At 72.1% G+C, this 14,170-nt stretch carries 11 protein-coding genes; 7 read left to right on the top strand and 4 right to left on the bottom strand.

Annotated elements, in window-relative coordinates; translation table 11 throughout:
- Positions 1-82: 82 nt before the first annotated feature.
- Positions 83-637, bottom strand: a complete 555-nt coding sequence (locus ACFFRH_RS31870) for a PadR family transcriptional regulator (RefSeq protein ID WP_344746694.1) — start codon at positions 635-637, stop codon at positions 83-85.
- 324 nt (positions 638-961) lie between these two features.
- Between ACFFRH_RS31870 and ACFFRH_RS31865 the strand changes: the two genes are divergently transcribed.
- The 4 genes from ACFFRH_RS31865 to ACFFRH_RS31850 all read left to right on the top strand — a co-directional run bounded on the left by ACFFRH_RS31865 (position 962) and on the right by ACFFRH_RS31850 (position 4,957).
- Positions 962-2,104 (top strand): Gfo/Idh/MocA family protein, encoded by a 1,143-nt coding sequence (locus ACFFRH_RS31865; protein ID WP_344746695.1) that lies wholly within the window; start codon positions 962-964, stop codon positions 2,102-2,104.
- Complete coding sequence (locus ACFFRH_RS31860) at positions 2,104-3,243, top strand: dihydrodipicolinate synthase family protein (protein ID WP_386161183.1); 1,140 nt, start codon at positions 2,104-2,106, stop codon at positions 3,241-3,243. Before ACFFRH_RS31865 ends, ACFFRH_RS31860 begins: the two co-directional genes overlap by 1 nt.
- Positions 3,240-4,085, top strand: a complete 846-nt coding sequence (locus ACFFRH_RS31855; protein ID WP_386161182.1) for a sugar phosphate isomerase/epimerase family protein — start codon at positions 3,240-3,242, stop codon at positions 4,083-4,085. Before ACFFRH_RS31860 ends, ACFFRH_RS31855 begins: the two co-directional genes overlap by 4 nt.
- Positions 4,086-4,210: 125 nt before the next feature.
- On the top strand, positions 4,211-4,957 hold the full coding sequence (locus ACFFRH_RS31850) for a hypothetical protein (protein ID WP_386161181.1): 747 nt from the start codon (positions 4,211-4,213) through the stop codon (positions 4,955-4,957).
- Positions 4,958-5,224: 267 nt separating this feature from the next.
- Here the strand turns inward: ACFFRH_RS31850 and ACFFRH_RS31845 are convergent, their stop codons facing one another.
- Positions 5,225-6,217, bottom strand: coding sequence for a LacI family DNA-binding transcriptional regulator (locus ACFFRH_RS31845; protein WP_344748036.1), 993 nt, complete (start codon positions 6,215-6,217; stop codon positions 5,225-5,227).
- A gap of 203 nt (positions 6,218-6,420) precedes the next feature.
- Here ACFFRH_RS31845 and ACFFRH_RS31840 point away from each other — a divergent pair, with 203 nt between their 5' ends.
- Together ACFFRH_RS31840 and ACFFRH_RS31835 are read left to right on the top strand one after the other, a co-directional pair.
- The gene (locus ACFFRH_RS31840) at positions 6,421-7,620 is read left to right on the top strand and encodes a thiolase family protein (protein WP_344748035.1); all 1,200 of its coding nucleotides are present in this window, start codon (positions 6,421-6,423) and stop codon (positions 7,618-7,620) included.
- A gap of 35 nt (positions 7,621-7,655) precedes the next feature.
- Positions 7,656-9,746: a 3-hydroxyacyl-CoA dehydrogenase NAD-binding domain-containing protein gene (locus tag ACFFRH_RS31835; protein ID WP_344748034.1), complete on the top strand. Its 2,091-nt coding sequence runs from the start codon at positions 7,656-7,658 to the stop codon at positions 9,744-9,746.
- 96 nt (positions 9,747-9,842) lie between these two features.
- Here the strand turns inward: ACFFRH_RS31835 and ACFFRH_RS31830 are convergent, their stop codons facing one another.
- Positions 9,843-11,303 carry an amino acid permease gene (locus ACFFRH_RS31830; RefSeq protein ID WP_344748033.1) on the bottom strand — a complete coding sequence of 487 codons (1,461 nt, stop codon included), beginning with the start codon at positions 11,301-11,303 and terminating at the stop codon, positions 9,843-9,845.
- Between the two features lie 133 nt (positions 11,304-11,436).
- Here ACFFRH_RS31830 and ACFFRH_RS31825 point away from each other — a divergent pair, with 133 nt between their 5' ends.
- A complete protein-coding gene (locus ACFFRH_RS31825) occupies positions 11,437-12,129 on the top strand; it encodes a DedA family protein (RefSeq protein WP_386161180.1) in 693 nt (230 codons plus the stop codon).
- Between the two features lie 38 nt (positions 12,130-12,167).
- On the opposite strand, the gene dxs is transcribed toward ACFFRH_RS31825, so the two are convergent.
- Positions 12,168-14,087 (bottom strand): 1-deoxy-D-xylulose-5-phosphate synthase, encoded by a 1,920-nt coding sequence (dxs, locus tag ACFFRH_RS31820; RefSeq protein ID WP_386161179.1) that lies wholly within the window; start codon positions 14,085-14,087, stop codon positions 12,168-12,170.
- Positions 14,088-14,170 lie beyond the last annotated feature (83 nt).

Raw genomic sequence — 14,170 nt, 5'->3', positions numbered from 1 at the left:
CGCCTCCCGGATTGTCGCGCCCCCGCGGACACCCGCGTTCGTCCACGCCCGCCGGGAAGCGGAGGCTCCGGCACGACCTCCCTCAGGACGTGCGCGCGTCCCGCTCCAGGCGTTCGATCAGCCCGCGGGTCCACTCGGCGCCGCTGCCGGAGAAGTGCGTCCAGAGTCGCATGATCTCGGCGGTCGGCTCCCAGTCCCGGGAGTCGGCCTCGTCGGACGACCAGTGGCGGGCGACCTCCGCCCGCCAGCCGTCGAGTGCCGCCAGCCGCTCCTTCAGCAGCGCGACCACCTCTTCCCTGGGCAGGCAGTCGAGGAAACCCACCCCGGCCGTCAGCTCGTCGATCTTCTGGTCGTGCCTGGCCAGGGCCGTGCGCAACATGCCCAGGAACTCCGCGTCGCCTTCGTCGGTGAGCTCGTACTCCACGCGCGGCGGCCCGCCCGCGGCGCTCGGCGCCAGCTCGTGGGCGCGCAGCAGGCCCTGCTTGGCCATCTGCCTGAGCGCGTGGTAGATCGAGCCGGGCTTGGCCGTGGACCACTCGTGCGCGCCCCAGCTCTCCAGGTCGCCGCGCACCTGGTAACCGTGCGCCCGGCCGCGCCCACGGACGGCTCCGAGCACCAGCAGCCGGATGGCCGACACCCTGCCCCCATCTCCGAACGAATGGTGACCGGAGTTTACCGGCCTCCGCTCCGCCGGAAGGTCTCACGCCGCCGAAGGGTCCCGTGTCACCGGAAGATCTCGCACCGCCGGGAAGCCGACCGGGAAGCCGACCGGGAAGCCGACTGGGAGAACGAACCGGGAAACCGAGAGGCGCGCTCCCCTCGGACCGGCAACCGCGAGGCTCTCACACCACCTCCGCGGCACCCTCCAGCTCATTCCCGCTTTCCCCTGGTGCTTGCAGCAGGCGGGACGGCTGCCGTACCGTGGAAAGGAAAGCGCTTTCCAATTGGAGGTCGGAGAAGAATGTCCCCCCAAAGCATCGGCGTCGTGATGAACGGTGTCACGGGCCGCATGGGCTACCGCCAGCACCTGGTCCGATCGGTCCTGGCCATCAACGAGCAGGGCGGCGTGACGCTGGCGGACGGCGGGAGGGTCCTGCTCAGGCCGGTGCTGGTGGGCCGGAGCGCGGAGAAGCTGGAGAGGCTGGCGGGCGAGCACGGGATCGCGGACTGGACCACCGACCTCGACACCGCCCTCGCGGACGACGCCAACCTGATCTACTTCGACGCCCAGGTCACCCAGGCCCGGGTGAAGGCCGTGCTCGCGGCGATCGAGGCGGGCAAGCACATCTACGCGGAGAAGCCGACCGCCGAGACGCACGGGGACGCGCTGGCGCTCGCCGAGGCCGCGGCCGCGAGAGGTGTGAAGAACGGCGTCGTGCAGGACAAGCTCTTCCTGCCGGGGCTGCTCAAGCTCAAGCGCCTGATCGACGGCGGCTTCTTCGGCCGGATCCTGTCGGTGCGCGGCGAGTTCGGCTACTGGGTGTTCGAGGGCGACTGGCAGGACGCCCAGCGCCCGTCGTGGAACTACCGCACCGAGGACGGCGGCGGCATCGTCCTCGACATGTTCCCGCACTGGGCGTACGTGCTGGAGAACCTGTTCGGCCGGGTCACCTCGGTCTACGCCCAGGCCGTCACCCACATCCCCGAGCGGGTGGACGAGCGGGGCGAGAGCTACCGGGCCACCGCCGACGACGCCGCCTACGGGGTGTTCGAGCTGGAGGGCGGGATCGTCGCGCAGATCAACTCCTCCTGGAGCGTCAGGGTGAACCGCGACGAGCTGGTGGAGTTCCAGGTGGACGGCACGCACGGCAGCGCCGTCGCGGGCCTGCGCAACTGCCGGATCCAGCACCGCGCCACCACTCCCAAGCCGGTCTGGAACCCCGACCTGCCCGCCACCGCCCGCTTCAGGGACGGCTGGCAGGAGGTGCCCGACAACGCGGAGTTCGACAACGGCTTCAAGATCCAGTGGGAGCTCTTCGTCCGCCACGTGGTCGAGGACGCTCCCTTCCCCTACGACTTCGCCTCGGGCGCGCGCGGCGTCCGTCTCGCCGAGCTGGGCCTGCGCTCCTCCGCCGAGGGCCGCCGCCTGCCGGTGGAGCCCTGATGACCGTCCTGAGGATCGCGCTGCCCGGCGGGGAGCACACCCTGCGCGAGCCGGTCGCCTGGACCAGGCCCGCGGGCCCGGCCACGAGCCGCGTCGTCTACGCCGCCGCCCACGTGGTCGCCGACCCGCTCGGCGACAACACCCCCGGCTCCCCCGCCGCCGTCGACTGGGACGCCACCCTGCGCTTCAGGAACCACCTGTGGTCGTACGGGCTGCGGGTCGCCGACGCGATGGACACCGCCCAGCGCAACATGGGTCTCGACTGGTCGGCCACCCGCGAGCTGATCCGGCGCAGCGCCACCGAGGCGAAGGCGTTCGGCGACCCGGCGGAGCTGGTGGCCTGCGGCGCGGGCACCGACCAGGCCCCGCACGCCCGGACCCTGGACGAGGTCGTGGCGGCCTACACCGAGCAGATCGAGACCGTGCGGGACGCGGGCGCCGGGGTCATCGTGATGGCGAGCCGCCAGCTCGCCGCGATCGCGCGGGGCCCGGAGGACTACCACCGGGTCTACGGCGAGCTGTTCTCCCGGATCGACCGCCCGGTGATCCTGCACTGGCTGGGCGAGATGTTCGACCCGAACCTGGCGGGCTACTGGGGCTCGCGGGACGTGCCCGAGGCCACCGCGTCGTTCCTGTCCCTGATCCGCGACCACGCGGCGAAGGTGGACGGGGTCAAGGTCTCGCTGCTGGACGCCGAGCACGAGATCGGGCTGCGCGCGGCGCTACCGGAGGGCGTGCGGCTCTACACCGGCGACGACTTCAACTACCCCTCGCTGATCAGGTCGGGCAGCCACGCCCTCCTGGGCATCTTCGACGCGATCGCCCCCGCGGCCGCGGCGGCCCTGGAGGCGCTCGACGCGGGCGACCTCGGGCGGTACGACGAGATCATGGAGCCCACGGTCCCGCTCTCACGGAAGATCTTCGAGGCCCCGACGTACAACTACAAGACGGGCATCGTCTTCCTGGCGTGGCTCAACGGCCACCAGGACGCCTTCAGCATGGTCAACGGCGCCCAGGCGGCCCGTTCCCTGCCCCACCTGGCCGAGGTGTTCCGCCTGGCCGACCGGGCCGGGCTGCTGGCCGACCCCGAGCTGGCGGTCTCCCGGATGCGCTCCCTGCTGGCGGTGAACGGCCTGTGAGCGTGCCCGCGAGCCGTTTCTCGCTGAACCAGTGGACCACGAAGCGGTGGTCGGTGGCCGAGGCCGTCGACGGGTGCGTGCGGCACGGCGTCGAGGCCATCGGCCTGTGGCGGCAGGACGTCGCCGCGCAGGGGCTGGAGCGGACCGTGAAGCTCGTCGCGGACGCCGGGCTGCGGGTGTCGTCGCTGTGCCGGGGCGGCTTCCTCACCTCCGGCGGCCCCGAGGCCCTGGACGACAACCGCAGGGCGATCGACGAGGCCGCGACGCTGGGCGCCGCCTGCCTGGTCATGGTGGTCGGCGGCCTGCCCGGCGTGGTGCCCGGCGAGCCGCTGGGCACGATCTCCCGCGACCTGCCCGCCGCGCGGGAGCGGGTCACCGAGGCGCTGGCCGTGCTGGCCCCGTACGCGGGCGAGCGCGGGGTGCGGCTCGCCCTCGAACCGCTGCACCCGATGTACTGCGCCGACCGGGCCGTGCTGTCCACCCTCGGCCAGGCGCTCGACCTGGCCGAGGCGCACCCCGCCGAGCAGGTGGGCGTCGTCGTCGACACCTTCCACGTCTGGTGGGACCCGCGGGTGCTGGAGGAGATCGCCAGGGCCTCGGGCCGGATCGCGAGCTACCAGGTGTGCGACTTCCTGTCGCCGCTCCCCGCCGACGTGCTGCTCGGCCGGGGGGTGATGGGCGACGGGGTGATCGACTTCGCGCCGCTGACCCGGGCGGTGGCCGAGGCGGGCTACACGGGGGACGTCGAAGTGGAGATCTTCAACGCGGACGTGTGGGCCGCCGACCCCGACGAGATCCTGTCCAGGGTGAAGGCCGCCTTCGGCGAGTTCGTCGGCGGTTGACCGCGGTCCCCCGCGACGGCGTTCCGGGGCGGGGGACCGTTCCAACGGGCGGGAAAACACGTCCGCCGGGCCCGGATTACCGCTTCACGTTGGAGTGACGTGGCAGGTACTCGTACGGTAGGGGTATGACGACCGCAGAAAGCGAAGCCAGCCCCGCCGTACAGCGGCCGCCGGAACATGTGATGGCCGTACTGGAAGCGATCAGGGAGTGGGAGGCGGCCAACCCCGACTCGGCCCCCTCCGGCCAGGGGGAGGCGATCCTCTGGGCCCTGGGCAAGCGGGAGCAGGCGCCGATCAGCGGCCGCCCCACCAACGGGTCACCGCCCACCCTCGCCGACGCCCGCGCCGAGATCGACGCCGCCGAGCGGGTTCCGCGCGAGGGCCGGGTCGTTCCGGCCGACGGGGTCATCAGCACCCTGAACTGGTTGATCGGCGTCAAGGACGGGCTGCCCATCCCCGGCCGCCGGTCCTCGGACGGCTGGGGACACCTGGTCGGCGGGCGCGGCGTGATCCTGCGCACCGAGGCCGAGATCGCCAGGATCGCCGAACTGGCCGGCGAGGGCCGGTCCAGCGCGTCGGGCGAGTGGGAGAAGGAATGGTGCTCGGGCACCATCGCCGTGTGCGAGTGGGTTCTCGGCACTCGCCGGAAGTCCCCGGTCCGTAACACGCCCCGCCCCATCCACGGGCCGACCGGCCTCAACCTCGGCATGGAGGAGAGTGCGGCCGAGGACGTCTCCCGGCAGCTCGGCCGGGGCCGCCAGCACTCCCCCGGCTACGGCGACGGGGTCATCAGGACGATTCGCTGGCTGCGCGGGCAGATCATCGCCCCGCCGGTCAGCGAGCAGGGAAACCCCGTTCCCGGCATGCGCTGACCCCCTTCCCGCCACTCACTCCCTCCTCGGCCCCGCCTTCCCCTACGACCCGCTACGACACGAGCGGCCCGGACACCTCACGAGGCGTCCGGGCCGCTCGTCGTGACGGGCCTCGCCCCGGCCGTCCTCCCCTGACGACGGACGCGGCGAATCATGACGACGGACGCGACGGACGACGGACCGGGCTCCCGTGACGACGGGCCGGGCCTTCGTGACGACGGACGCGACGGACGACGGACCGGGCCTTCGTGACGAAGGCGAGGCGTGTCATCCCAGGCCGCGGGTGCTCTCCCGGAGGATCACCTCTCCGGTCACGATCTCGGTCCTGGACTCCCCGGACGGGTCGAGGGCCAGCTCCAGCGCGCGGACGCCCATGTCGGCGAGCGGCAGCCGTACGGTGGACAGCGAGGGCACCAGGTCCCGCAGGGTGAAGATGTCGTCGAAGCCGGCCACGGAGACGTCCTCGGGAACCCGGATGCCCCGGTCCCTGAAGGAGGCCAGGGCGCCCACCGCCATCACGTCGTTGACGGCGAAGACGCACGTGACCCCGGAGACCTGGGTGGCCGCCGCGTAGCCGCCCTCCCGGTCGAAGGAGCCGTGCAGGACTCGCGGCGCGGGCAGCCCGAGCTCCTCCAGCGCGGCGCCGAACCCCTCCACCCGGTCCCTGGGCGCGATCAGCCAGTCGGGCCCGGCGAGGATCGCGAAGTTGCGGTGCCCCAGCCCGGCGAGGGCACGGGCCAGCTCCGCGGCGCCCAGGCGGTTGTCCGGTACCACCGTGTCGACGCCGAGCAGGTTCTGGCCCACGCAGGCGACCCGGCCCCCGGACTCCCGGTACTGGTCGAGCTCCGTCCGCAGCCGCCGGGTCATCTCCGGGTCGGTGACCCGGGAGCCGACGAGCAGCACGGCGCGGACCCGCTGGGCGTTGAGCGTCGAGACGTAGGCGATCTCCCGCTGGGGGTCGCGGTGGGTGGTACCGATCATGACCATGAGCCCCTGGCTCTCGGCGACCCGCATGGCCCCGTCGGCGATCGCGGCGAAGTAGGGGTCGGTGAGGTCGTGGACGACCAGGCCGATCACGTTGCTCGCCCCTCTGGCGAGGGTCTGGGCGGCCACGTTGGTGCGGTACCCCAGCTCGGCGGCGGCCAGTTCCACCTTGGCCCGCAGGGAGGCGCCCACCTGCCGGGTGCTGCCGTTGAGCACCCGCGACGCCGTGGCGAGCGAGACGCCCGCCTGCCGGGCGACATCCTCAAGCGTGACCACCGACAACCTCCCGGAAAGCGTTTTCCAAAATCTGCCAGAGTTACCCCCGCCCCCGCGTCCACGACACGGCCCGCGAGGTGGGGCCGTAAGCCCGCACACCCTTGGGGACAACTTACCCACCTGTCGCCCGCCCGGCCGCGCCAAGCGTTGTTACTGACGAGTAGCATGGTGGGGAAGCCATCCAGCAACGAGGAGCGAACCCCGTGCCTTCGTCTCGTGACGTCGTATTCGTCGACGGTGTGCGCACACCATTCGGCAGGTCGGGCCCCAAGGGCCTGTACGCCGAGACGCGCGCCGACGACCTGGTGATCCGCGTCATCCGCGAGCTGATCCGGCGTAACCCGAATCTGCCTCCCGAGCGCGTCGACGAGGTGGCCATCGCGGCCACCACGCAGATCGGCGACCAGGGCCTCACCCTGGGCCGCTCCGCCGCGATCCTGGCCGGACTGCCCAAGACCGTGCCCGGCTACTCGATCGACCGCATGTGCGCGGGCGCGATGACCGCGGTGACCTCGGTCGCCGGCGGCATCGCCTTCGGCGCCTACGACGTCGCCATCGCCGGCGGCGTCGAGCACATGGGCCGCCACCCCATGGGCGAGGGCGTCGACCCCAACCCCCGCTTCCTGGCCGAGCAGCTCGTGGACGGCTCCGCCCTCGTCATGGGCATGACCGCCGAGAACCTCCACGACCGCTACCCCTCGATCACGAAGGACCGCGCGGACGCCTTCGCCCTCGCCTCCCAGGAGAAGGTCGCCAAGGCGTACGCCGACGGCAGGATCCAGCCGGACCTGGTCCCGACGGCGATCAGGTCCACGGAGAAGGGCTGGGGCCTGGCCACCGCCGACGAGGCGCCCCGGCCGGGCACCACGCTGGAGGGCCTCGCCGGGCTGAAGACCCCGTTCCGCCCGCACGGCCGGGTCACCGCGGGCAACGCCTCCGGCATCAACGACGGCGCCACCGGCTGCGTCCTGGCCGCCGCCGACGTCGCGGAGGAGCTCGGCCTCACGCCGAAGATGCGCCTGGTCTCGTACGCCTTCGCGGGCGTGGACCCCGAGGTGATGGGCGTCGGGCCGATCCCGTCCACCGAGCGGGCGCTGCGCCTGGCCGGGCTCTCCATCTCCGACCTGGGGCTGTTCGAGATCAACGAGGCGTTCGCCGTGCAGGTGCTGGCGTTCCTGGAGCACTTCGGCATCGCCGACGACGACCCCAGGGTGAACCCCTACGGGGGCGCCATCGCCTTCGGCCACCCGCTGGCCTCCTCCGGGGTGCGCCTGATGACGCAGCTCGCCCGCGAGTTCGGCGAGCGTCCCGACGTCCGCTACGGCGTGACCACGATGTGCGTGGGCCTGGGCATGGGCGGAACGGTCATCTGGGAGAACCTCGGCTGGGAGGGCGAGAAGTGACGGACATCAAGACGGGCACAACGACGGGCACCACGATGAGCACCACGACTGGCGGCGCGGACATCACCGGGCTCTTCGCGGACGAGGTCGTCACCCGGGCGGCCGTCCGCGACGTGGAGCTGCCGTTCGGGGCGGGCGTCATGGCCCTGATCACGCTGGACAACGGCTTCGACCACACCAAGCCGTCGACGTTCGGTCCCGGCGGGCTGACCTCGCTGGGCGAGGCCCTGGACGCGGTCGCCGGGCGCGGCGACCTGGCGGCGGTGGGCGTCGTCGGCAAGCCGTTCGTCTTCGCCGTCGGCGCCGACCTCAAGGGCGCCGCGCTGGTCTCCGAGCGGGAGCAGGCGCTGCGGATCGGCAAGCTGGGGCACGACGTGTTCCGCCGCCTCGGCGAGCTGGACGTGCCGTCGTTCGCGTTCGTCAACGGCGCGGCGATGGGCGGCGGCCTGGAGGTCGCGCTGCACTGCACGTACCGGACCATCTCCTCCGGCGTGCCCGCCGTGGCGCTGCCCGAGTGCTTCCTCGGTCTGGTCCCCGGCTGGGGCGGCACCCAGCTGCTGCCCCGCCTGATCGGCCCGGCCGCGGCCGTCAAGCTGATCGTCGAGAACCCTCTCTCGCAGAACCGCATGATCAAGGGCAGGGAGGCGTTCGCGCTCGGTGTCGCCGACGCGATGTTCGAGCCCGCCGACTTCCTGGAGGAGTCACTGCGCTGGGCCGCCCAGGTGCTGCGCGGTGAGGTGACGGTCTCCCGTGCCGACCACACCGGGGACGACTGGGCCAAGACGGTCGCCGACGCGCGCTTCCTGCTCGACATGAGGCTGCACGGCGCCTCCCCGGCCCCCTACCGGGCGCTGGAGCTGGTCGAGCTGGCCCGCACCGCCTCGCGCGACGAGGGCTTCGACGCCGAGGACCAGGCCCTGGCCGACCTCCTCATGGGCGACGAGCTCCGCGCCGGCCTGTACTCCTTCGACCTGGTACAGCGGCGGGCCAAGAAGCCCGCGGGCGCCCCCGACAAGGCGCTGGCCCGCAAGGTCACCAAGGTCGGCGTCGTCGGCGCGGGCCTGATGGCCTCGCAGATGGCGCTGCTGTTCGCCCGCCGCCTGGAGGTCCCGGTCGTGCTGACCGACCTGGACCAGGACCGGCTGGACAAGGGTGTCGGCTACGTCCACGCCGAGGTGGACAAGCTGCTCGGCAAGGGGCGCGTCTCCGCCGACCAGGCCAACCGGCTCAAGGCCCTGGTGACCGGCTCGCTGACCAAGGACGCGTTCGCCGACGCCGACTTCGTCATCGAGGCCGTGTTCGAGGACATGAAGGTCAAGCGGAAGGTGTTCGCCGAGGTGGAGGAGGTCGTCTCCGCCGAGTGCGTGCTGGCCACGAACACCTCCTCGCTGTCGCTGACCGAGATGGCCTCGGGGCTGCGCCACCCGGAGCGCGTGGTGGGCTTCCACTTCTTCAATCCGGTCGCGGTGATGCCGCTGCTGGAGATCGTCCGGGGGGCGCGGACCGACGACGCGACGCTCGCCACGGCCTTCTCCGTCGGGCGGTCGCTGAAGAAGTCGTCGGTGCTGGTCAAGGACGCGCCCGCGTTCGTGGTCAACCGCCTGCTGACGCGCTTCATGGGCGAGGTCATCGGCGCCGTCGACGAGGGCACCCCGCTGGAGGTCGCCGACCACGCGCTGGACGGGCTCGGCCTGCCGATGACCCCGTTCGCGCTGCTGCAGCTGGTCGGCCCCGCCGTGGCGCTGCACGTCGCCGAGACGATGCACGAGGCCTTCCCGGCCCGCTACGGGGTGTCGGAGAACCTCGCCCGGCTGGTCGCGGCGGGCAAGCCCGGCGTCTACGCGCCGGACTTCTCGCTGGACCCCGAGGCGGTGGCCCTCTTCACCGGCGGCACCTCCCCGTCGACGGCGGAGGAGGTGCGGCTGCGGGCGCTGCGGGCGCTGGCGGAGGAGATCCGCCTCATGCTCCAGGAGGGCGTGGTCTCCGCTCCCCAGGACATCGACCTGTGCATGATCCTCGGCGCGGGCTGGCCGTTCCACCTGGGCGGCGTCACGCCGTACCTCGACCGGGCGGGCATCGCCGAGCCGCGGTTCCTGCCGCCGGGCGTGGCCTCGGTCCCCGCCTGACGATCCGTCCCCCGCACGGCTCCCCCCTGTCCCCGTACGGCTCCCGCCACCCTCGTGCGGCTCCCCCGCCCTCCCACGGCGGGGGAGCCGCACGGCTCACCGGGAGTGCTCCGACAGCCTGCTGTGCCGGTAGCCGTACCCGAAGTAGATGAGGATCCCCAGCAGCATCCACGTCACGAACCTGAGCCAGGTCTCCACCGGGAGGTTGAGCATCAGGTAGAGGCAGGCGAGCACCGACAGGATCGGCACCAGCGGCACCAGCGGGGTGTGGAAGGAACGCGGCAGGTCGGGGCGGGTGCGGCGGAGGATGACCACCGCGATCGAGACCACCACGAACGCGAAGAGCGTGCCGATGTTGACCAGCTCGGCGATGGTGGACAGCGGCACCAGCCCGGCCAGGGCCGCGACGACGACACCCATCATGATGGTGATGAGGTACGGGGTCCGGTACTTGGGATGCACCTTGGCCAGCCCGCGCGGCAGCAGGTTGTCGCGGCACATGGCGAACATCACCCGCGACATGCCCATCATGAGGATCATCACGACCGTCGTCAGGCCCGCCAGGGCTCCGACGCTGATCAGCGACGCGGCCCAGGTCTGGCCGACCGCCTTGAACGCGTCGGCCAGCGGCGCCGCCTCGCTGAGCCGACCGTAGTGCTGCATGCCCACGACGACGAGGGAGACCGCGACGTAGAGCACGGTGCAGATGCCGAGCGAGGCCAGGATGCCGATGGGCAGGTCCCGCTGCGGGTTGCGCGTCTCCTCGGCCGCGGTGGCGACCACGTCGAAGCCGATGTAGGCGAAGAACACGATGGCCGCGGCGCTGAAGATGCCCAGCACCCCGAACGCGACCGGGGTGATCCCGAACAGCACCTGGATCAGCGGCGCGGACAGCCCCTCCACCGCGGGGGTCGGCTTCGACGGCGGGACGAACGGGGAGTAGTTGGCGGCCCTGACGAAGAACAGCCCGGCCACGACGACCAGCAGGACGACCGCGAGCTTGATCGTGACGATGACCAGGTTGAACCGGGACGACAGCTTGATCCCGATGACCAGGACCGCGGTGAGGACGAGCACGATCAGCGCGGCGGGCAGGTTGAACGCCGCCCCCTCCCCGGCGATCGCGCCGGGCAGTGTTATCCCCAGGGACGCCAGCAGCGAGGTCAGGTATCCCGACCAGCCGACCGCGACGACCGCGGCGCCGAGCATCATCTCCAGCATCAGGTCCCAGCCGATGATCCAGGCGGGGAACTCGCCGAGGGTGGCGAAGGCGAAGGTGTAGGCCGACCCCGCCGCCGGGACGGTGGAGGCGAACTCGGCGTAGCAGAGCGCCGCCAGCGCGCAGACGACGCCCGCGACCACGAAGGACAGGGCGACCGCGGGCCCGGCCATCTCCCTGGCGACCCGGCCGGTGAGCACGAAGATGCCGGTGCCGATGACGACGCCGATGCCGAAGACGGTGAGGTCCAGCGCGCTGAGATCCTTGCGCAGCCGGTGTTCCGGCGCCTCGGTATCCGAGATCGACTGTTCCACCGACTTGACGCGCAGGACACTCATGGCCTCTCCTCGACCGCCGGCACTGTGTCTCAGGTCACATGCCCAGCGGACAGGCCGCCGAACGGCGAACTCGGGGTTGTTTGGGGGGAGGTCCCCGATGCCGCCCGGCGCTCACGGCCGCGATCCTGGGGTCATGCTCCTGGACATGCTGCAGTCGTCATCTCCGTACCTGGTCGGCTCGATACTCCTCGCGGTGCTGACGTTCGCCGGATCACTGGTCCCCGGTGTCGCGGCGGTCCTCGTGGCGGGGGCGGCGCCGGCGGATCCCCGGGGCGTCGCGGTGGTGGCGCTCGCCGGGTGCGCGGGGTGCGTCCTGTACGCGACCGGCGGCTGGCTCGTCGGCCGCCGGTACGGATCGCGGCTGCGGCGCGGCGGGGCCGGGCGCCGGATCGGCGAGCGGCGCTGGTCGCGGGCCGAGCGGCTGGCCACGGCGACGGGGGCGGGGAGCGGCACGGCCCTGGCGGCGGCCTTCTTCCTGCCCGTGGTCGGCTCGCTCACCCCGATCGTCGCCGGGGCCCGAAGGGTGCCGTACACACGTTTCATCCGCTGGGCCCTGGCGGGCGGCGCGGCCTGGGTGAGCGTCTACCTGTCACTGGGTGCCCTCGCGGGCGACGCCCTGCGCCAGAACCGGCACCTGCTGGTACCGATCCTCGTGTGCGTGGCCGTCGTGGTCGCGGCCCTCCTCGTGATCCACCACCGCGCCCGCCCGTCCCGGGAGGGGACGGGCGCAACGGGCGACATGAACGACACGAGCGACACGAGCGACACGAGCGGCATGAGCGCCCCGGCGGGTTCCGGCGACGCGAGCGGAAAGATCCTCGGGTAACCGGGCCAGGGACCGCTCCCAGGCGGCCGGGGGCGCCGTCAGCGGGTCGGGTCGTTCTCCAGGACCGGGGAGCGCTTGGCGATCGCCTCGGTGATCTGGCGGGCGATGTCCTGCGAGGTCAGGCCGATCTCGCCAAGGATCTTCGGGCGCTTGGCGTGGTCGAGGAAGCGCTGCGGGATGCCGTAGGTGCGGACCGGGACGTCCACGTCGGCGTCGCGCAGCATGCGGGCCACCGCGTCGCCGACCGCGCCCACCCGGCCGTTGTCCTCGACCACCACGACCAGCTTGTGGGCGCGGGCGGCCGGAACCAGGGCCTCGTCCAGGGGCTTGACCCAGCGCGGGTCCACCACCGTGGCGGAGATGCCCTGGGCGTCGAGCAGGCCTGCGGCCTCCAGGCACAGCTCGGCCATCGGCCCGACGGCCACGAGCAGCACGTCGGGGTCGCCCGCGCGCAGCACGTCCATCTCGCCGAGGCGCCCGACCGCCTCGATCTCGGTGGCCACCGCTCCCTTGGGGTAGCGCACGACGGTCGGGCCGTCGTCGATCTCCACGGCCTCGGCGAGCAGCTCGCGCAGGCGGGGCTCGTCGCGGGGGACGGCGACCGACAGGCCGGGGACGACCTGCAGGATCGACAGGTCCCACATGCCGTTGTGGCTGGCGCCGTCGTCGCCGGTGACGCCCGCCCGGTCGAGCACGACCGTGACGGGGAGCCGGTGCAGGGCGACGTCCATCAGGAGCTGGTCGAAGGCCCGGTTGAGGAAGGTGGCGTAGACGGCCACCACCGGGTGCAGGCCGCCGAGCGCCAGACCGGCGGCGCTGGTCAGGGCGTGCTGCTCGGCGATGCCGACGTCGTAGAGGCGGTCGGGGTAGGCCTCGGAGAACGGGATCAGGCCGGTGGGGCCGAGCATCGCGGCGGTGATCGCCACGATGTCGCGCCGCTCGGCGCCCAGGCGCACCATCTCCTGGCCGAAGACGTTGGTCCAGCCGTGCGGCTTCGGCTTCTCCTCACCGGTCAGCGGGTCGAAGACGCCCGGCGAGTGGAAGCAGTCCTCGTCGTGGTTCTCCGCCGGGGAGTAGCCGAAGCCCTTCTTGGTGAGGACGTGCACGATGACCGGGCGGCGGAAGTCGCGGGCCCTGCGCAGCGCGGCCTCCACGGCCTGCTCGTCGTGGCCGTCGACCAGCCCGATGTACTTCAGGCCGAGGTCTTCGAACATGACCTGCGGGGCGAGGACGTCCTTGAGCCCCTTCTTCACCCCGTGCAGGGCGTCGTAGACGGGGGCGCCGACCACCGGGACCCTGGTCAGGTTGCCCTTGACGAAGTCGAGCACGTCCTCGTAGCGCTGGTTCGTGCGCAGGGAGGCCAGGTGGGAGGCGAGCCCGCCGATGGTCGGCGAGTAGGAGCGGCCGTTGTCGTTGACCACGATGATCAGCGGCAGGTCCTTGCGCGCCGCGATGTTGTTGAGCGCCTCCCAGGCCATGCCGCCGGTGAGCGCCCCGTCCCCGATCACCGCGACGACCGTGCGGTCGGCCTCGCCCTTCAGCCGGTACGCCTTGGCCAGGCCGTCGGCGTACGACAGCGCGGTCGAGGCGTGGGAGTTCTCGATGATGTCGTGCTCGGACTCGGTCTGGCTCGGGTAGCCCGACAGGCCACCCTCCTGGCGGAGCGTGTCGAACTGCCCGGCCCGGCCGGTGAGCATCTTGTGGACGTAGGCCTGGTGACCGGTGTCCCACAGGATGCGGTCGTACGGCGAGTCGAAGACCCGGTGCATCGCGATCGTCAACTCGACGACTCCGAGGTTGGGGCCGAGGTGGCCGCCGCTGCGTGCGGTGGAGGCGATCAGGAGGTCCCTGATCTCGGTGGCGAGGACCGGTAGCTCGTCCACCGCCAAGCGCTTGAGGTCCTCTGGCCCCTTGACCGACTCCAGAAGATTTCCAGGCTGCCCGGTCCGCTCGCTCACGGAATCATCCTCTCTGTCCAGTCAACGTCACGACGAGTCTAGTTGCGATGGGAGACGCAACCTCCGAGAGCGGGGATTCTGCA

The sequence above is a fragment of the Streptosporangium vulgare genome (genome assembly GCF_042428775.1).
GTDB lineage: Bacteria > Actinomycetota > Actinomycetes > Streptosporangiales > Streptosporangiaceae > Streptosporangium > Streptosporangium vulgare.
The sequence above is the reverse complement of the archived record's forward strand: the minus strand, read 5'-3'. Positions and strand labels throughout refer to the sequence as shown.